This window comes from Streptomyces sp. DSM 40750 (assembly GCF_024612035.1).
Lineage (GTDB): Bacteria > Actinomycetota > Actinomycetes > Streptomycetales > Streptomycetaceae > Streptomyces.
This window is the reverse complement of the sequence record NZ_CP102513.1, coordinates 2,597,137-2,614,495: the sequence shown is the minus strand read 5'-3', so window position 1 is coordinate 2,614,495 and position 17,359 is coordinate 2,597,137. Positions and strand designations below refer to the sequence as shown.

Genomic DNA, 17,359 nt, shown 5'->3' with positions numbered 1-17,359 from the left:
CAGGGCGCTGTTGTCACCGGGGCGTGCCGAGCGTCACGTGGCCCGGCGTCCCGCCCCGGCTCACCGGGGTCCGGCCCGTCCCCCGGGCGGGCCGGAGGTCACTTGGGTCCGGCCGCGTACGTGCGGACCGCGAGGGGCACGAACACCACGAGCAGCACCGCGCACCAGGCGAGCGAGCCGGCGACCGGGTGCGCCACCGGCCAGGCGGCACCGTCGGGCACGGGCGCGTTCCCGAAGAGGTCGCGAAGCGCCGTGGTCACCGCGCTGATCGGGTTCCACTCGGCGACCGTGCGGAGCCAGCCCGGCAACCCCTCGGTCGGGATGTACGCGCTGGACAGCAGCGGCAGCAGGAAGGTCGCGCCGCCCAGTTGCCCGGCCGCGTCCTCGTTCCGCGTCAGCAGGCCCAGGAAGATGCCGATCCACACGGCGGTGAACCGGAACAGCAGCAACAGCCCGAACGCGCCGACCGCCGCGAGGGCGCTCCCCTCGATCCGCCAGCCCACCGCGAGCCCCACCAGCAGGAACGGCACGGTCCCGGCGGCCGTGACGACCACGTCCGCCGCCGCCTGCCCGAGCGGTACGGCGGCCCGGCTCATCGGCAGTGTGCGGAAGCGGTCCATCACGCCCCGGTGCGTGTCCTGCGCGGCCTGGAACATGCCGGTCATGATCCCGCCCGCCGCCGTCGCCACCAGCAGACCGGGTACCAGGAACCGCCGGTACTCCTCGCCCGGCACCGCGAGGGCGCTGCCGAAGACGTACCCGAAGAACAGCAGCATCGAGATGGGCATGGTCTGGGTGAGGATCAGCAGCCCCGGGTTGTTCCGGACCCGCCGCAGCTGCCGGCCCAGCATCGCCGTGCCGTCGTACGCCAACGCGCTCATGCCGCACGCTCCTTGAGGTCGAAGAGGTCCGGGGCGGTCCCCTCGGTGAGGCGGAGGAACACGTCGTCGAGGGTCGGCGGGCGCAGGCTCGCGTCGATCAACGGCACGCCCGCCGCGTCGAGTTCCCGGACCAGCCGGGGGAGCGTGAGCGTCGGGTCGAGCGTGACCACGCCCACGGCGAGCCGCTCGTGGTCGAACGAGGGCTCCGAGCCGGTGAGTTGGTCGAGGACGCCCGCCGCCTTGGTCATCGCGTCCGCGTGGGCGACGACGACCTCCGCGTACGAGCCGATGAGCGCCTTGAGTTGCGGCGGCGAGCCGCTGTGCGCGATCCGGCCCCGGTCCATCAGCACGATCTGGTCGGCGAGTTGATCGGCCTCCTCCAGGTACTGCGTGGTCAGCAGGACGGTCGTCCCCTCCGCCTTCAGGGTGCGCACGGCGTCCCAGATCTGGTTGCGGCTGACCGGGTCGAGCCCGGTGGTCGGCTCGTCGAGGAAGAGCACCGCCGGATGCCGGATCAGGCTCGCCGCCAGGTCGAGCCGGCGGCGCATGCCGCCCGAGTACGTGGAGGCCGGCCGGTCGGCGGCCTCGGTCAGGCCGAAACGGCCGAGGAGTTCGGTCGCGCGGGCCCCCGTGTCGCGGACGCGGTGCAGCCGCGCGAACAGCCGCAGGTTCTGCCGCCCGGTGAGGTCCCCGTCCACCGACGCGTACTGCCCCGTCACCCCGATCGCCCGCCGGACCGCCCCCGGCTCCCGCACGAGGTCGTGCCCCGCGATCCGCGCCGAGCCCGCGTCCGGCCGCAGCAGCGTCGCCAGCAGGCGGACCGCCGTCGTCTTGCCCGCCCCGTTCGGGCCGAGCATCCCGACCACCGAGCCCTCCGCCACGGCCAGATCGAGGCCGCGGACGGCGTGGACGTCCCCGAAACGCTTCTCCAGACCCTCACTAAGTACAGCGTACGTAGTAGTCATGGGTCGACCATAGCGCATTACGTACGCTGTACGTAACTAGGATGGTGGCCGAGGTGATGATCGATGGCTGGCCGACCGGCCGTACCCCAAGTGATCTGGGCGCGCCCCGAGCGCACCGGCCGAGGTCCCAGGCCCGCGTTCAGCCGTGCGGACATCGCGGCGGCGGCGGTGCGTCTCGCCGACGAGGGCGGGCTCGACGCGGTGTCCATGCGGCATGTCGCGGCCGAGCTGGGCTGCGGCACGATGTCGCTGTACAACTACGTGCCGCGCAAGGAGGACCTGTACGAGCTGATGGTCGACGCGGTCGGCGGGGAGCACGAACTGTGGGAGCCGAGCGGGGACTGGCGGGGCGACATGCGGCGGGTGGCCCATCAGACGCGTGAGCTGATGCGTCGCCATCCGTGGCTGCCGAAGCTGATGTCACCGGTCTACGGGTTCAGCCCGAACGCGTTGCGGTATCTGGAGCACTGTCTGACCTGCTTGGATCCGATCGATGCGCCGTACGGGACGAAGATCCAGCTCCTGGCGATGCTGAACGGCTGTGTGACGGTGTACGTGTCGAACGAGCTGGCGACGGCCGAGCGGACGCGGTCGCTGCCGTGGTCGGAGGAGCGGGAGAACGAGGTGCGGATCGCGTACCTGGGGAGTCAGATCGCTTCCGGCGCGTATCCGCGGATGGCGGCGGCGTTCATGGAGGACGCGGGGCCGATTGATCTGGAGGCCGCGTTCGAGTGGATGTTGGGGAGGGTGCTGGATTCGTTCGCGCCGTAGGGTGTGCTGTCCGCTCTTCCTCACAGCAGCGTGAACTGGCCCTCCGGGCCCTCCTCGTGGTGGTCCAGGACCGAGGCCGGCTTGCGGGACGCGTCCGGGATCGGGAGCACGCCCGCCTTGTGCAGGTCCGCCGTCGTGATCGTGTCCTCGACCGTCAATCCGGCCTGCCTCGGGCGTAGTTCCGCCAGTAGCGCCAGCACGGTGATCAGCTCGAGAAGCTCCGACGTCCAGGGCTGTGGCCAAGTCGTCGGGCGGATCGCCTCCAAGGTGCCCGGCTCCGCCGGTGCCGTGCGGCGGGTGAACCACTCCTCCAGGACGCGGACGCCGCCGACGTGGAAGTCCCAGGCCTCGGACGGTACGGGGGAGACGCGGCCCTCGCCGATGAGGAGGGCTTCCTCCTCGCGGTCGTAGAGGAGTTCCACCGGGCGGGAAGGAAGCGGGGCGCGGACGTAGGGGCGGCGGCCGCCGGGGAGTTTGGGGCGGTCGCCGTCGCGGCGCATGAGCCAGAGGACGCGGCGGCCCAGTTCGACGCCCTGGGACCAGACTTCGGGCTCGGTGGGCAGGGGGACCTCGATGCCGCTGCGGCCGGGGCGCGCGGCCACCAGGATCCAGGCGAGGACGTCGAGGGGGGCGACGGGGTCGGTGCCGAGCCGGTCGCCGAGGTACTCCGGCAGGCCCGGGGCCAGGTTCGGTTCCAGGCCGCCCGGCCGTCGGTACAGCGGGCGGATCCTGACGATGCGGGGGCCGTGGGGCGGGAGCAGGGGCAGGACGGGGGAGGCGAGGAGGACGGGGCCCGACGACTCCGGGGCCACCGTCTGCTCGACGGCGAACACCTGCCGCTCGTCCGCCACGCGCCACAGTTCGGGGCGGGCGGAGTCGATCAGGCGGTGGTCGGGGATGAGCCACTGCTCGTCGAAGGGGGCGGCCAGCACCGGTACGGGCTCGGGGCAGGGGCCCGACTCGCGGGCCAGTCGCCCGGTGCCGCTGGACTGGCCCGGCAACTGGGTCACCGCCGAGGTGAGCGTGCGGGAGCGGGTGGGGCCGAACAGGGCTTCGCGGTCCGGTCCCCCGGCCTTCACCAGGGCGTCCCAGCGGGCTTTCAGGGATGCCGCGTCGGGAGCCGTCGGCCACCCCCGGCCGAGCCGTGGCGGTGCGACGGACCACGGCATGAGGTCCGCGAGCAGCGGAGCGTCGTCGGGCGTCACGCTCGGCATCGTACGACCCAGGGAGGTGCTGTCAGTGGGCATCGAGGGTCACCGTGAAGGAGAAGCGGTCGCCGCGGTAGTGGATGACCGCGACGTCCAGGACGCGGCCGGACTCGTCGTAGGTGACGCCCGTGTAGTGGAGGATCGGGCTGAGCAGGGGGACCTGGAGGAGGCGGGCCGTCTCCGGGTCGGCGATGCGGGCCTCGACGGTGTCGGTGATACGGGCGATGGCCACACCCACGACGTCGCGGAGGACCTTGGTCATCGGCCAGCGGAGCAGGTCGCCGCAGTCGATGCGTTCGGCCAGCTCGGGGCGGACGTAGTTGCGGGCGTGGTTGGTGGGCTCGCCCGTCCTCTCGTCGCCGCGCAGCCGGTGGTACGTGGCCACCTCGGTCAAGTCGGGGAAGTACTCCGCGAGTTCACCCGACGGGGTGGTGCTGCCCTGGTCCAGCAGCTCGGTCGTCATGCCCGACTGCTGGGCCACGATCGCGTCCACCGAGCCGAGCAGCCGCACCGGCGAGCCCCGCTGGGCGCTCGGCTCGATGAACGTGCCGCGCCGGCGGTGCCGGGTGATCAGCCCCTCCTCCTCCAGCTCCTTCAAGGCCTGCCGCATGGTCAGCACACTCACCCCGTAGTGCCCGGCCAGCTGTTCCTCGGTGGGCAGCCGCAGCGGATCCTGGGGCGCCCGTCCGAGTATCGAGGCGCGCAGGGACTGCGAGACCTGATACCAGAGCGGCAGTTTGCGGTTCAGGACGATCGAATCGGGAGCGAATGAGGTCACGACGGTATCCGTACCCGGCGGAACGCGTTCAGTGCAATGGGCCGAAGTGGCGCTGGAGCCCTGACCACACCTCGTCGTACCCCTGTTGCAGGTGCTCCGCCCCTGCCGCCTGTGCGGTCGTGAGGATCGGCCAGCGCGTCTCGAACATGAAGGCCAGCCCGTCGTCGATCCGCTGGGGCTTCAGCTCCGCCGCGCTCGCCCTGTCGAAGGTCTCCCGGTCCGGGCCGTGTGCCGACATCATGTTGTGCAGCGAGCCGCCGCCCGGCACGAAACCCCCTTCTCCGGCCGTCTTCGCGTCGTACGCGCCCTCGATCAGGCCCATGTACTCGCTCATCACGTTCCGGTGGAAGTACGGCGGCCGGAACGTGTCCTCGCCCACCAGCCAGCGCGGCGCGAAGACCACGAAGTCCACCCCGGCCAGGCCCGGGGTGTCCGACGGCGACGTCAGCACCGTGAAGATCGACGGGTCCGGGTGGTCGTACGAGATCGTCCCGATGACGTTGAAACGGCGCAGGTCGTAGACGTATGGCGTGTAGTTGCCGTGCCAGGCGACCACGTCGAGGGGGGAATGGCCGTAGGTGGCCGTCCAGAGATTTCCGCAGAACTTGTTCACGACCTCCACCGGGCCCTCGACGTCCTCGTACGCCGCCACCGGCGCCCGGAAGTCACGCGGGTTCGCCAGGCCGTTGGCGCCGATCGGGCCGAGGTCGGGGAGGCGCAAGGGGGCGCCGTAGTTCTCGCAGACGTAGCCGCGGGCGGAGGCGTCGAGGAGGTCGACGCGGAAGCGGACGCCCCGGGGGATCAGGGCGACCTCGCCGGGCTCCGCGTGCAGCGGGCCGAACTCCGTGCGCAGGAGGAGGCCGCCGTGCTCCGGGACGATCAGGAGTTCGCCGTCCGCGTCGCTGAAGACGCGTTCCATGGACGCATTGGCGTGATACAGGTGCACGGCCATGCCCGTGCGCTGGGCCGCGTCGCCGTTGCCGCCGAGGGTCCACAGGCCGCGGACGAAGTCCGTGCCCGCCGGGGGCTCCGGGAGGGGGTTCCAGCGGAGGCGGTTGGGGTCGGGGACCGTCTCGGTGAAGGGGGCCGTGCGCAGGGTGCCGTTGTCCGCGCGCGTGAAGGCGGGGTGGGCGGCCGACGGGCGGATCCGGTAGAGCCAGGAGCGGCGGTTGTGGGCCCGCGGTTCGGTGAACGCGGTGCCGCTGAGCTGCTCCGCGTACAGGCCGAGCGGGGCGCGCTGCGGGGAGTTGCGGCCCTGCGGCAGCGCGCCCGGGGCCGCCTCCGAGGCGTGCTCGTTGCCGAAACCGGACAGGTACGCCAGCCCCTCGGCCGTCTTCCGCGCGTCCGCGCTCATGCCTGCTCCCTCGCACGCTTGATTCCTATGCTTCACCGTAGGATTCGGCCGGGGCGGGCGCAAGGGGACAGGTCGACGGCCGACGTCGACGGGACATCGACAGATCGGGTGCGTTTCCGGCGGAGGGGGAGAACCGGATCCGGAGGGGATCCGTCTTGTCAGTGCGGTGCTCTAGTCTCCCGGCAGGCCGTGGACGTGCGGGTGTTCGCCGTTCGCCCGTCCACTGCTGAGCGGGGGCGGCGGTACCGCCCGTACTGATATTCGGAAGGCCGGGGGGTGGTGTGGGAGTCCCGCACAGCACCCCCTGATCGGACCTCGGCGGAAAGGCATCATGAAGCCCGTGTCCCCGGCGACCTCCTTGCGCCGCGCCCCCGTGCAGCGGCGCAGTGCCGAACGACTGACCAGGATCCTCGACGCCTGCGCCGACCTCCTCGACGAGGTGGGGTACGACGCGCTGAGCACCCGCGCCGTGGCGCTGCGCGCGGGTGTGCCCATCGGCTCCGTCTACCGCTTCTTCGGCAACAAGCGCGCGATGGCCGACGCGCTCGCCGAACGCAACCTGGACCGTTTCACCGACGGTGTCACCCGCCGCCTCCGGGCGACGGGCGGCGGGGACTGGCGCACCGCCATGGACGCCGTCCTCGACGAGTACCTCGACATGAAGCGCAACGCCCCCGGCTTCGCCCTCATCGACTTCGGCAACCAGATCCCCGTCGGCGGCCTGCGTCGGGAACCCAACCACCGTGTCGCCGACCGCCTGTCCGAGCTGCTCTCCGCATACATCGACCGCACCCCCGACGAGGACCTCCGGCGCACCTTCCTCATCGCCGTCGAGACCGCCGACACCCTCGTGCACCTGGCCTTCCGGGTCTCGCCGGAGGGCGACGCGCGGATCATCCAGGAGATGCGGGAGCTGCTGCGGGCGTATCTGGCGCGCGTGCTGGACTGACACCGGACCGGACCGGGGCGTGGGCGGTCCGGCCCCGCCCCCGGCCGAGGCCGACCGGGGCCCGCCCCGGCGACGGGCTCGCGATTTCCCGACAAGACCTGCGGCAGGGCCTCCCCGCGATGCATACCGGTCGGTATGCTCGGCCTCGGTGTCGCGTGTCTTCGTGCGCGGCCCAGTCCGAGCGCCACCGTCGTCGCCCCTTCGGAGGACCCGTGTCCACCACCACCGACTCCCGCACCGCCCTGCGCGTCTGCCCCCTCTGCGAGGCGACCTGCGGCCTCACCCTCACCATCGAGGGCACCCGGGTGACCAAGGCCCGCGGGGACCGGGACGATGTGTTCAGCAAGGGCTTCATCTGCCCGAAGGGCGCCTCCTTCGGGGCGGCCGACGGGGACCCCGACCGGCTGCGCACCCCGCTGGTCCGCAGGGACGGGGAACTGCGGGAGGCCACCTGGGAGGAGGCCTTCGACGCCGTCGCCGCCGGCCTCCGGCCCGTCGTCGAGGCGCACGGCCCGAACGCCGTCGGCGTCGTCCTCGGCAACCCGAACGTCCACACCATGGCCGGCGCCCTCTACCCGCCCGTCCTCCTCGCCGGACTCGGCACCCGCAGCCTGTTCACCGCCTCCACCGTCGACCAGATGCCCAAGCACGTCTCCAGCGGACTGCTCTACGGCGACGCCCACGCCATCCCCGTACCCGACCTCGACCGCACCGACCATCTGCTGCTCCTCGGCGCCAACCCCCTGGAGTCCAACGGCAGTCTGTGCACCGCCCCCGACTTCCCCGGCAAGCTCAAGGCCCTCAAGGCGCGCGGCGGCACCCTCACCGTCGTCGACCCGCGCCTGACCCGCACGGCCAAGCTCGCCGACCGGCACGTGGCGATCCGCCCGGGCACGGACGCGCTGCTGCTCGCGGCGATGGCGCACGTCCTCTTCGAGGAGGACCTGGTCGACCTCGGGGATCTCGCCCCGCATGTGCAGGGAGTCGAGGAACTCGCCGCGACCGTAGGGGAGTTCACGCCCGAGGCCGTCGCCGGTGCCTGTGACGTGGACGCCGGCGTCATCCGGGCGCTCGCCCGCGAACTGGCCGCCGCGCCCACCGCCGCCGTCTACGGCCGCATCGGCAGCTGCACCGTCCCGCACGGCACCCTCGCCAGCTGGCTGGTCGACGTGCTCAACATCCTCACCGGCAACCTCGACCGGCCCGGCGGCGCCCTCTTCCCGCATGCGGCGACCGACAAGACCCCCCGGCCCGCCGGACCCGGCCGCGGCTTCGCCCTCGGCCGCTGGCACAGCCGGGTGAGCGGCCACCCCGAGGCCAAGGGCGAACTGCCGCTGTCCTCGCTCGCCGAGGAGATCGACACAGCCACCCCCGAGGGCGGCCCGATCCGCGCCCTGATCGCCGTCGCCGCCAACCCCGTGCTCTCCGCACCCGACGGCGACCGCCTCGACAAGGCGCTCGACTCCCTCGACTTCATGGTCAGCGTCGACCCGTACCTGGGCGAGACCGCGCGCCACGCCGACGTCGTCCTGCCGCCGCCCCCGCCCTCGCAGAGCCCGCACTTCGACTTCGCGTTCAACGCGTTCGCCGTCCACAACCAGGTCCGCTACAACCGCGCCGCCGTTCCCCTGGAGGACGGCCGCATGCCCGAGACGGAGATCCTCGCGCGACTGACCCTCGCCGCCACCGGCATGCACGGCGCCGACCCGTCCGCCGTGGACGACCTGGTCATCGGCCAGACCCTGGGCAAGGCCGTGAAGGAGGCCCACTCACCCGTCCACGGCCGCGACCCGCGCGAACTCGCGGACCGGCTCACCGGTGACACCGGCCCCGAGCGCCGCCTCGACATGATGCTGCGCCTAGGCCCGTACGGCGAGGGCTTCGGTGCCCGGCCGGACGGGCTGACCCTGGAGAAGCTGCTCGCCCACCCGCACGGCATCGACCTCGGACCGCTCGAGCCGCGCCTGCCGCAGCCGCTGAAGACGGTGAGCGGGAGGATCGAACTGCTGCCGCAGCCGATCGTCGACGATCTGCCGAGGCTGCGCACCGCCCTGCGGGAGCGCCCGGACGGCCTCGTCCTCATCGGACGCCGGCATCTGCGGTCCAACAACAGCTGGCTGCACAACATCCCCGCCCTCACCGGCGGCACCAACCGCTGCACCCTGCACATCCACCCCGACGACGCCGAACGCCTCGGACTCGCCGACGGGGACGCCGTACGGATCAAGGGCGCCGGGGGAGAGGTCACCGCTCCCGCCGAGGTCACCGACGTCGTACGACGCGGTGTCGTGAGTCTTCCGCACGGCTGGGGACACGACCGTCCGGGCACCCGGATGAGCCATGCCGCGATCGACCCCGGGGTGAACGTCAACCAGCTCCTCGACGGCTCGCTGCTCGACCCGCTGTCGGGCAACGCGGTCCTGAATGGGGTGCCCGTAGAGCTCGCCCGAGCAGGCGCAACGCTGTGACCTGGAGTTCTGCGCTTATTGCTCGCATGTCAACTCCTTGTTAAGACTTGTCGGGCCGCCCTAACGTCGTCGCACCGCCGGTGCCCTGGTGGGAGTTCAAGGGCGAACGTTAGGTATCCACATGTTGACCATCCTCGGCTTCACCATGATCGCGACCTTCCTGGTCCTGATCATGATGAAGAAGATGTCGCCGATCGCGGCGCTCGTGCTGATCCCGGCACTTTTCTGCGTGTTCGTCGGAAAGGGAGCCCATCTCGGCGACTACGTCATCGAGGGGGTGGGCAACCTCGCGCCCACCGCCGCGATGCTGATGTTCGCCATCGTCTACTTCGGCCTCATGATCGACGTCGGCCTCTTCGACCCGATCGTCCGGGGCATCCTGAAGTTCTGCAAGGCCGACCCGCTGCGCATCGTCGTGGGCACGGCCCTGCTCGCCGCGATCGTCTCGCTGGACGGCGACGGCTCGACCACCTTCATGATCACGGTCTCGGCGATGTACCCGCTGTACAAGCGCCTGAAGATGAGCCTGGTCGTGATGACCGGTGTCGCCGCCACCGCCAACGGCGTGATGAACACGCTGCCCTGGGGCGGCCCGACCGCCCGCGCCGCCACCGCGCTCAAGCTCGACGCCGGCGACATCTTCGTGCCCATGATCCCGGCGCTCCTCGTCGGCCTGCTCTTCGTCTTCATCCTCGCCTACGGCCTCGGCCTGCGGGAGCGCAAGCGCCTCGGTGTGCTCAGCCTCGACGAGGTGCTGGAGCAGGAGAAGATCGTCAAGGACGAGGACAAGGACGGGGAGAAGTCGGAGACCGAGGAGACCGTGCTCGTCGGCGCGGGCGCTTCGTCCTCCGCCGCCTCCGGCTCCGGTGACGACAAGACCCGTACGACGAAGACCACCGGCGGCGCGGGCTCCGGCACCGACGCCGACGACACCGAGCACGACGACGCGGACGACGTCCGCCTCCAGGGCCTGGACCCCAACCGCCCGACGCTGCGCCCCAAGCTGTACTGGTTCAACGCGCTGCTCACGGTCGCGCTGCTCACCGCCATGATCATGGAGTTGCTGCCGATCCCGGTGCTGTTCATCATCGGTGCCGCGCTCGCGCTGACCGTCAACTTCCCCCACATCCCCGACCAGAAGGCCCGGCTCGCCGCCCACGCCGACAACGTCCTCAACGTCTCCGGAATGGTCTTCGCCGCCGCCGTCTTCACCGGCGTTCTCCAGGGCACCGGCATGGTCGACTCGATGGCCAAGTGGATCGTCGACGGCATCCCGTCCGGTATGGGCCCGCACATGGCCCTCGTCACCGGCTTCCTGAGCCTGCCGCTCACCTACTTCATGTCCAACGACGGCTTCTACTTCGGCGTCCTGCCGGTCCTCGCCGAGGCCGGCGCCGCCCACGGTGTCTCGCCGCTGGAGATCGCCCGCGCCTCCCTCGTCGGCCAGCCGCTGCACATGTCGAGCCCGCTGGTGCCGGCCGTGTACGTGCTGGTGGGTATGGCGAAGGTCGAGTTCGGCGACCACACGAAGTTCGTGGTGAAGTGGGCGGCCGCCACTTCGCTGGTCATCCTCGGTGCGGGCATCCTGTTCGGCATCATCTGATCCGTGGAACCCGACACCGATCCGACTCCGACCGACCCCTTCGCACCGGAGTGAACTTCCTTCAGGAGGAACCGCATCGTGAGGCCCGGTAGGAACCGCGGCTGGCTGCTCCGCCTCGTCATCGCCTTCAGCTTCGCGCAGGGGGCGGTGTCGATGGCCCGGCCCGCCGTGTCCTACCGGGCCCTCGCGTTGGGTGCCGACGAGCGGGCGGTCGGCGTGATCGCGGGGGTCTACGCCCTGCTCCCGCTGTTCGCCGCCGTCCCGCTCGGCCGCAGGACCGACCAGGGCCGGTGCGCGCCCCTGCTGCCCGTGGGCGTCGTCCTCATATCAGGCGGCTGCGTGCTGAGCGGCCTGGCCAACTCGCTGGTGGCGATGGCCGTGTGGAGCGGCGTGATGGGACTGGGCCACCTCTTCTTCGTCATCGGCGCCCAGTCCCTGGTCGCCCGGCAGTCCGCACCGCACGAACACGACCGCAACTTCGGCCACTTCACCATCGGCGCCTCCCTCGGCCAACTGGTCGGCCCGATCGCCGCGGGCGCCTTGATCGGCGGCCCGGACATGGCCCGTACGAGTGCCCTGGCGCTGGTGGTGGCGGGCGCGGGGGCGGCGGTCGCCTTCACCTCGCTGTGGCGGATAGAGCGTCCCCTCGAGCCCAAGTCCCCTACGGCGCAGGGCAAGCGCGTGCCCGTGCACCGCATCCTGCGCACCCGGGGGGTGCCGGGCGGCATCTTCATCAGCCTCGCCGTGCTGTCGGCCACCGACATCCTCACCGCGTATCTGCCGGTGGTCGGCGAGCACCGGGGCATCGCGCCCCCGGTGATCGGCCTCCTGCTGAGCTTGCGCGCGGCGGCGACCATCGCGTGTCGCCTGGTGATGACGCCCATGCTGCGGCTGCTCGGCCGGACCGCGCTGCTCACCGTCACCTGTGTGCTGGGGGCGGTGCTGTGCGCCGGCATCGCGCTGCCGGTTCCGGTGTGGGCGTTGGCCCTGATCCTCGCCGCCCTCGGGTTCTGCCTCGGGGTCGGCCAGCCGCTGTCCATGACGACCGTGGTGCAGGCCGCGCCGGACGACGCCCGCTCCACCGCCCTCGCGCTGCGGCTGACGGGAAACCGGCTGGGGCAGGCCGGGGCACCCGCCGCGGCGGGTCTGATCGCCGGAGTCGCGGGCGTGGCGGCGCCGTTCGTGACGCTCGGCGCGCTGCTGCTGGTGTCGTCGGCCATCGCCCTGCGCTCACCGGCGGAGCCGGGGCGGGGGAAGGCGAAGGCGAAGGAGAAAACGGGGGCGGGGGAGGGCTCGCGGTCGAGTGAGCTCCTGGGCCGGAAGAGGGATATCTGATGGGCCGTCGGGCGCGGCTCCCCCCGTGCACGGTGTGATGTGACAGAGAGTCAGGCGAAAGAGCGATTTGTGTGAAAATCGTCTGACTCGGAGGTTCTGCATGTCCACCTCGTCCCGCCCGCGCCCCGCCGGAGTGCGCGCGAGTGCCGCAGCCGTCCTCGCGGCACTCACCGTCACGGGAGCCAGCCTGATCACGGCACCGGCCGCCGTCGCCGCCCCGGGCGACCCCGACGTCGTGATCCACAAGGTGGGCTTCCCGTTCGACAACCAGCGCAACCAGCCGCTGGTCTGCGACTTCTATCTCTCCGCCTTCAACTTCCCCGAGGACACCACGCCGTCGCAGCGCATCAGCTGGACGATCGACAGCCAGTCCCCCGCGTCGGCCGCCGACCCCATCGCCGCAGGTGAGATCACGCTCGCGGCCGACGGCACCGGGCACAGCAAGCCCGTGGCGGCCGAGTACGACGTGCGGCTCCCCGAAGGGCGGTACACGCTGACCTGGAGGACCGTCGGCGGGGCGCTCGAGGAAGGGCTCAGGAGCTTCACGGTCGACTGCCCGTCCGCCGGACCCCATGGCGGTCCCCCGGCCGGCGGCGGAGGTCTCGCCATGACCCAGGACTTCGCGCCGGTCGCCGGCGCGGCCACCGTGGGCTTCGCCGCGGTCGGCGGAGTGGCCTACCTGCGGCTGCGCCGGCGTCGCGCCGATGGCGCGGCGTAGACGTCGGCCGAGGCCCTGGTACCGGACGCGCGCCTACCGCCTGACGCGGACGGCCGTGGTGACCGTCGCGCTGGTGGTGGGCGGCGTCCAATGGGCGCAGGACGGCGAGCGGACCGACCCCGCCGAGGCAGGCGCCGCCCGGGCCGACACCAAGGGGCGCGGTGCGGGGGCACCGCGCCCCCGGGCGCCCCTGTACTTCACACCCCCGCCGCCCGACGCCCCCTCCCGTGCCGCCTCTCCGAGGACCACGGCCGACGAGGGGACCGGGCGGGCTGAGAGGCCTCAGCGGACCGAGCGGGCTGAGAGGCCTCAGCGGACCGGGCGGGTGAGCCGGGAGCCCGCAAAGCCCGCGCGGCCCACGCCCGCCGAACCCACAGGACCGGAGCCCGGCAGGCCCACGAGGCCGACATCCGCCGCCCCCACCACGCCGTCGGCGGCCGGGCGCACCCCTTCCGTGAGGCCCGCCGCCACCCGGCCGGCCAAGCCCGAGCGACCCGCCCGGCCCCGTACCCTCCCGCCCTCCCGGGCCAAGACCCTCAGCATCCGCTACCTCGGCATCAAGGCCTCGGTCATGAGGCTCCGGCTCGACAGCGACCGGCGGCTTCCCGCGCCTCCGGACGACAAGCCCAAGCTGGTCGGCTGGTACGCGGAGGGGCCCGCACCCGGCGGGCCCGGCACCGCGGTCGTCGTCGGCCACCGGGACACCCGGACGGGTCCCGCCGTCTTCGCCGCGCTGGAGATGATCAAGCCCGGCCGCACCGTGGAGGTCCGGCGGGCCGACGGCCGCACCGCGGTCTACACCGTGGACGCCGTGAAGACGTACGAGAAGGCCCGCTTCCCCAACAAGGAGGTGTACGGCCACCGCGGCCGCCCCGAACTGCGCCTGATCACCTGTGGCGGGACGTACGACCGGCGGAAGGGATACGCGAGCAATGTCGTCGTCTTCGCCCACCTCACCGCGACCCGGTGACCCGCGCGCACGACGTGAACGGGCGCGCGGGGCGAGCGATCCGCGCCTCGGCGAGCACCCGGGGCGTACGGACGCACGCCCGGCCCGGTACCGGCGCGGCCGACGGATCCGGAGACGGTGATCCCGTTAGAGGTGGAGGCATGCCCTCGCACCTCACCCGCCCCCGGGCCGCCGTCGCGGTGGCCGCCTGTCTGCTCGCCGTCGGCGCCCCGACCGCGTACGCCGCGTTCACCGACGACGCCGCCACCGGTTCCGTCGTCGCCCCGGCGCGCGGCACGCCGTACGTCGAGACGCGGCTCTTCTTCGGCACCGAGCGGCCCGACGGCGGTCCGGCCGTCACCGACCGGCAGTTCATGGACTTCGTCGACCGGGAGGTGACACCCGGGTTTCCGGGCGGCCTGACCGTGCAGGAGGGGCGCGGGCAGTGGCGGGACGCGAGCGGGACCATCGAGAGGGAGCGGTCGTACGAGCTGATCCTGCTGTATCCGGTGACGGAGGCCGGCGCGAAGGACCGGAAGATCGAGGAGATCCGCAGCGACTACCAGAAGGCGTTCGCGCAGGAGGCGGTGGCGAGGGTCGACGACCGGACGCTGGTGGACTTCTGAGGCCGGGCCACCGCGCTGCCGTCGACGGGCGGCGGTGACGAGTCCTGCCTCACTGTCCGAGGCTCTGGTGCCGGAAAACTATCAGGGCTAGTTTTTGGTGCGGACGACACGGCTCCGCCCGGGAGGCAGCACGATGAAGGCACACGACGGTATGTACATCGGCGGTAGCTGGCGGCCCGCCGTCGGCACCGACACGATCGAGGTCGTGAACCCGGCCGACGAGCAGGTGATCGACCGGGTCCCGGCGGGCACCGCCGAGGACGTCGACGCCGCCGTTCGGGCCGCCCGAGCCGCCCTCCCCGGCTGGGCCGCGACCCCGCCCGCCGAGCGGGGCGCGCTCATCGGCGCGGTCCGCGACGCGCTCGCCGCGCGCCGGGAGGAGATCGCCGAGACGGTGACGGCGGAGCTGGGCTCGCCGCTGCCGTTCTCCCAGAGGGTGCACGCGGACCTGCCGGTCGCGGTCGCCGGCTCGTACGCCGAACTGGCCGCGAAGCACGCCTTCGAGGAGAAGGTCGGCAACTCGACCGTCCACCACGAGCCCATCGGCGTCGTCGGCGCGATCACCCCCTGGAACTACCCGCTCCACCAGATCGTCGCCAAGGTCGCCCCGGCCCTCGCCGCGGGCTGCACGGTCGTCCTGAAGCCCGCCGAGGACACCCCGCTGACCGCCCAGCTCTTCGCGGAGGCGGTGCACGAGGCGGGCGTACCCGCCGGGGTCTTCAACCTGGTCACCGGCCTCGGCCCGGTCGCCGGGCAGGCGCTCGCCGAGCACGACGGCGTCGACCTGGTCTCCTTCACCGGCTCCACGGCGGTGGGCCGGCGCATCGCCGCCACCGCGGGGGCCGCCATCAAGAAGGTGGCCCTGGAACTCGGCGGCAAGTCCGCCAACGTGATCCTCCCGAGCGCCGACCTGACCAAGGCGGTGGGCGTCGGCGTCGCCAACGTCATGTCCAACTCCGGCCAGACGTGCAGCGCCTGGACCCGCATGCTCGTCCACACCTCCCAGTACGACGAGGCCGTCGAGCTGGCCGCGGCCGCCGCCGCGAAGTACGGCGACCGCATCGGCCCGCTGGTCAACGCCAAGCAGCGGACACGCGTGCGGGGTTACATCGAGCAGGGCGTCGCCGAGGGTGCCCGTCTGATCGCCGGCGGCCCCGAATCCCCGCATGAGCGGGGCTACTTCGTCAGCCCCACCGTGTTCGCCGACGTGACCCCCGAGATGACCATCGCCCAGGAGGAGATCTTCGGCCCGGTCCTGTCCATCCTCCGCTACGAGGACGAGGCCGACGCCCTGCGGATCGCCAACGGCACGGTCTACGGCCTGGCCGGCGCGGTCTGGGCCGGCGACGACACCGAGGCCGTGGCCTTCGCCCGCCGCATGGACACCGGCCAGGTCGACATCAACGGCGGCCGCTTCAACCCGCTGGCCCCCTTCGGTGGTTACAAGCAGTCGGGAGTGGGCCGCGAACTCGGCGCACACGGCCTGGCCGAGTACCTGCAGACCAAGTCCCTTCAGTTCTGACCGCGTTCGGGCCGACGGCGCGACGGTTCCGAACAGGCACCGGGTGAGAGCCGGTACCGGGTGAGCCGTTCCTGACCGCCGGGCCGAGCGAGTCCTTGTCCCCACGAGCGTAGGAGAGTCGTCCCCCCATGGCCGTTCGAGCCGCCGTACTGCCCGCCGTCGGTGCTCCGTTGGAGATCACCGGGATCGAGCTGCCGGATCCCGGGCCCGGCCAGGTCCGGGTGCGGCTCGCCGCCGCCGGAGTCTGTCACTCCGACCTGTCGCTGTCCGACGGGACCATGCGGGTGCCGGTGCCCGCGGTGCTCGGCCATGAGGGCGCGGGCACGGTCCTCGCGGTCGGCGAAGGGGTCACCCATGTCGCGCCCGGCGACGGCGTGGTCCTCAACTGGGCGCCCTCCTGCGGGAGTTGTCACGCCTGCTCGCTCGGCGAGGTGTGGCTGTGCGCGAACGCGCTGCTCGGCGCCGGAAACGTGTACGCCCGGCGCGCCTCCGACGGCGCCGACCTTCACCCCGGTCTGAACGTGGCCGCCTTCGCGGAGGAGACGGTCGTGGCCGCCGGCTGTGTGCTCCCCGCCCCGGACGGCGTCCCGCTCACCGACGCGGCCCTGCTCGGCTGCGCCGTCCTCACCGGCTACGGCGCGGTCCACCACTCCGCGCGGGTCAGGGAGGGCGAGACCGTCGCCGTGTTCGGGGCGGGCGGGGTCGGGCTGGCCGCGCTGCAGGCGGCGCGGATCGCGGGCGCGTCCCGGATCGTCGCCGTGGACGTCTCCCCGGCCAAGGAGGAGCTGGCGCGTGCGGCGGGGGCCACGGAGTACGTCGTGGCCTCCGAGAACACCGCCCGCGAGGTCCGTGGGCTCACCGGCAAGCAGGGCGTGGACGTCGCCGTGGAGTGCGTCGGCCGTGCGGTCACCATCCGGGCGGCCTGGGACTCCACCCGGCGCGGCGGCCGCACCACCGTCGTCGGCATCGGCGGCAAGGACCAGCAGGTCACCTTCAACGCGCTGGAGCTCTTCCACTGGGGCCGTACCCTCTCGGGCTGCGTCTACGGCAACTCCGACCCCACCCGCGACCTCCCGATCCTCGCCGAACACATCAGGGCCGGCCGCTTGGACCTGAGCGCCCTGGTGACCGACCGCATCTCCCTGGACGGCATCCCGGCCGCCTTCGACAACATGCGGGCGGGCAAGGGCGGCCGGGCTCTGGTGACGTTCTGATTCGTGGTGCGGGTGGTT

The 17,359-nt window shown here is 72.3% G+C and carries 15 protein-coding genes; 10 read left to right on the top strand and 5 right to left on the bottom strand.

Annotation, left to right across the window (positions count from 1 at the left end):
* Positions 1 to 98: 98 nt before the first annotated feature.
* Positions 99 to 881, bottom strand: coding sequence for an ABC transporter permease (locus JIX55_RS11675; RefSeq protein WP_257563230.1), 783 nt, complete (start codon positions 879 to 881; stop codon positions 99 to 101).
* Positions 878 to 1,846 (bottom strand): ATP-binding cassette domain-containing protein, encoded by a 969-nt coding sequence (locus JIX55_RS11670; protein WP_257563229.1) that lies wholly within the window; start codon positions 1,844 to 1,846, stop codon positions 878 to 880. Before JIX55_RS11670 ends, JIX55_RS11675 begins: the two co-directional genes overlap by 4 nt.
* Before the next feature lie 63 nt (positions 1,847 to 1,909).
* On the opposite strand from JIX55_RS11670, the gene JIX55_RS11665 reads away from it, so the two are divergent.
* Positions 1,910 to 2,617, top strand: a complete 708-nt coding sequence (locus JIX55_RS11665) for a TetR/AcrR family transcriptional regulator (RefSeq protein WP_257563228.1) — start codon at positions 1,910 to 1,912, stop codon at positions 2,615 to 2,617.
* A gap of 20 nt (positions 2,618 to 2,637) precedes the next feature.
* Here the strand turns inward: JIX55_RS11665 and JIX55_RS11660 are convergent, their stop codons facing one another.
* The 3 genes from JIX55_RS11660 to hmgA are packed head-to-tail and all read right to left on the bottom strand — an operon-like array spanning position 2,638 to position 5,957.
* Positions 2,638 to 3,831: a type ISP restriction/modification enzyme gene (locus JIX55_RS11660; protein ID WP_257569300.1), complete on the bottom strand. Its 1,194-nt coding sequence runs from the start codon at positions 3,829 to 3,831 to the stop codon at positions 2,638 to 2,640.
* A gap of 22 nt (positions 3,832 to 3,853) precedes the next feature.
* On the bottom strand, positions 3,854 to 4,603 hold the full coding sequence (locus tag JIX55_RS11655; protein ID WP_257563227.1) for a GntR family transcriptional regulator: 750 nt from the start codon (positions 4,601 to 4,603) through the stop codon (positions 3,854 to 3,856).
* A gap of 28 nt (positions 4,604 to 4,631) precedes the next feature.
* Positions 4,632 to 5,957 (bottom strand): homogentisate 1,2-dioxygenase, encoded by a 1,326-nt coding sequence (hmgA, locus tag JIX55_RS11650; RefSeq protein ID WP_257563226.1) that lies wholly within the window; start codon positions 5,955 to 5,957, stop codon positions 4,632 to 4,634.
* A 331-nt stretch (positions 5,958 to 6,288) separates the two neighbouring features.
* Here hmgA and JIX55_RS11645 point away from each other — a divergent pair, with 331 nt between their 5' ends.
* The 9 genes from JIX55_RS11645 (at position 6,289) to JIX55_RS11605 (ending at position 17,341) form a co-directional block, all read left to right on the top strand.
* Positions 6,289 to 6,906: a TetR/AcrR family transcriptional regulator gene (locus JIX55_RS11645; protein WP_257563225.1), complete on the top strand. Its 618-nt coding sequence runs from the start codon at positions 6,289 to 6,291 to the stop codon at positions 6,904 to 6,906.
* Positions 6,907 to 7,118: 212 nt separating this feature from the next.
* Positions 7,119 to 9,374 carry a molybdopterin oxidoreductase family protein gene (locus JIX55_RS11640; protein ID WP_257563224.1) on the top strand — a complete coding sequence of 752 codons (2,256 nt, stop codon included), beginning with the start codon at positions 7,119 to 7,121 and terminating at the stop codon, positions 9,372 to 9,374.
* A 121-nt stretch (positions 9,375 to 9,495) separates the two neighbouring features.
* A complete protein-coding gene (locus JIX55_RS11635) occupies positions 9,496 to 10,977 on the top strand; it encodes a CitMHS family transporter (protein WP_257563223.1) in 1,482 nt (493 codons plus the stop codon).
* A gap of 78 nt (positions 10,978 to 11,055) precedes the next feature.
* On the top strand, positions 11,056 to 12,312 hold the full coding sequence (locus JIX55_RS11630; RefSeq protein ID WP_257563222.1) for an MFS transporter: 1,257 nt from the start codon (positions 11,056 to 11,058) through the stop codon (positions 12,310 to 12,312).
* Between the two features lie 100 nt (positions 12,313 to 12,412).
* Positions 12,413 to 13,030, top strand: a complete 618-nt coding sequence (locus tag JIX55_RS11625; RefSeq protein ID WP_257563221.1) for a hypothetical protein — start codon at positions 12,413 to 12,415, stop codon at positions 13,028 to 13,030.
* A gap of 325 nt (positions 13,031 to 13,355) precedes the next feature.
* The gene (locus tag JIX55_RS11620) at positions 13,356 to 14,000 is read left to right on the top strand and encodes a class F sortase (RefSeq protein WP_443046703.1); all 645 of its coding nucleotides are present in this window, start codon (positions 13,356 to 13,358) and stop codon (positions 13,998 to 14,000) included.
* A 140-nt stretch (positions 14,001 to 14,140) separates the two neighbouring features.
* A complete protein-coding gene (locus JIX55_RS11615; protein ID WP_257563220.1) occupies positions 14,141 to 14,605 on the top strand; it encodes a DUF3574 domain-containing protein in 465 nt (154 codons plus the stop codon).
* A gap of 133 nt (positions 14,606 to 14,738) precedes the next feature.
* Positions 14,739 to 16,127, top strand: coding sequence for an aldehyde dehydrogenase family protein (locus tag JIX55_RS11610; protein WP_257563219.1), 1,389 nt, complete (start codon positions 14,739 to 14,741; stop codon positions 16,125 to 16,127).
* 128 nt (positions 16,128 to 16,255) lie between these two features.
* Complete coding sequence (locus JIX55_RS11605) at positions 16,256 to 17,341, top strand: Zn-dependent alcohol dehydrogenase (protein ID WP_257563218.1); 1,086 nt, start codon at positions 16,256 to 16,258, stop codon at positions 17,339 to 17,341.
* Positions 17,342 to 17,359: the final 18 nt, after the last annotated feature.

Bases quoted from the DNA above. Each gene is read 5' to 3' on its own strand.
- JIX55_RS11675 (WP_257563230.1), bottom strand. From the start codon at position 881: ATGAGCGCGTTGGCGTACGACGGCACGGCGATGCTGGGCCGGCAGCTG.
- JIX55_RS11670 (WP_257563229.1), bottom strand. From the start codon at position 1,846: ATGACTACTACGTACGCTGTACTTAGTGAGGGTCTGGAGAAGCGTTTC.
- JIX55_RS11665 (WP_257563228.1), top strand. From the start codon at position 1,910: ATGGCTGGCCGACCGGCCGTACCCCAAGTGATCTGGGCGCGCCCCGAG.
- JIX55_RS11660 (WP_257569300.1), bottom strand. From the start codon at position 3,831: ATGCCGAGCGTGACGCCCGACGACGCTCCGCTGCTCGCGGACCTCATG.
- hmgA (WP_257563226.1), bottom strand. From the start codon at position 5,957: ATGAGCGCGGACGCGCGGAAGACGGCCGAGGGGCTGGCGTACCTGTCC.
- JIX55_RS11645 (WP_257563225.1), top strand. From the start codon at position 6,289: ATGAAGCCCGTGTCCCCGGCGACCTCCTTGCGCCGCGCCCCCGTGCAG.
- JIX55_RS11635 (WP_257563223.1), top strand. From the start codon at position 9,496: ATGTTGACCATCCTCGGCTTCACCATGATCGCGACCTTCCTGGTCCTG.
- JIX55_RS11625 (WP_257563221.1), top strand. From the start codon at position 12,413: ATGTCCACCTCGTCCCGCCCGCGCCCCGCCGGAGTGCGCGCGAGTGCC.
- JIX55_RS11615 (WP_257563220.1), top strand. From the start codon at position 14,141: ATGCCCTCGCACCTCACCCGCCCCCGGGCCGCCGTCGCGGTGGCCGCC.
- JIX55_RS11610 (WP_257563219.1), top strand. From the start codon at position 14,739: ATGAAGGCACACGACGGTATGTACATCGGCGGTAGCTGGCGGCCCGCC.
- JIX55_RS11605 (WP_257563218.1), top strand. From the start codon at position 16,256: ATGGCCGTTCGAGCCGCCGTACTGCCCGCCGTCGGTGCTCCGTTGGAG.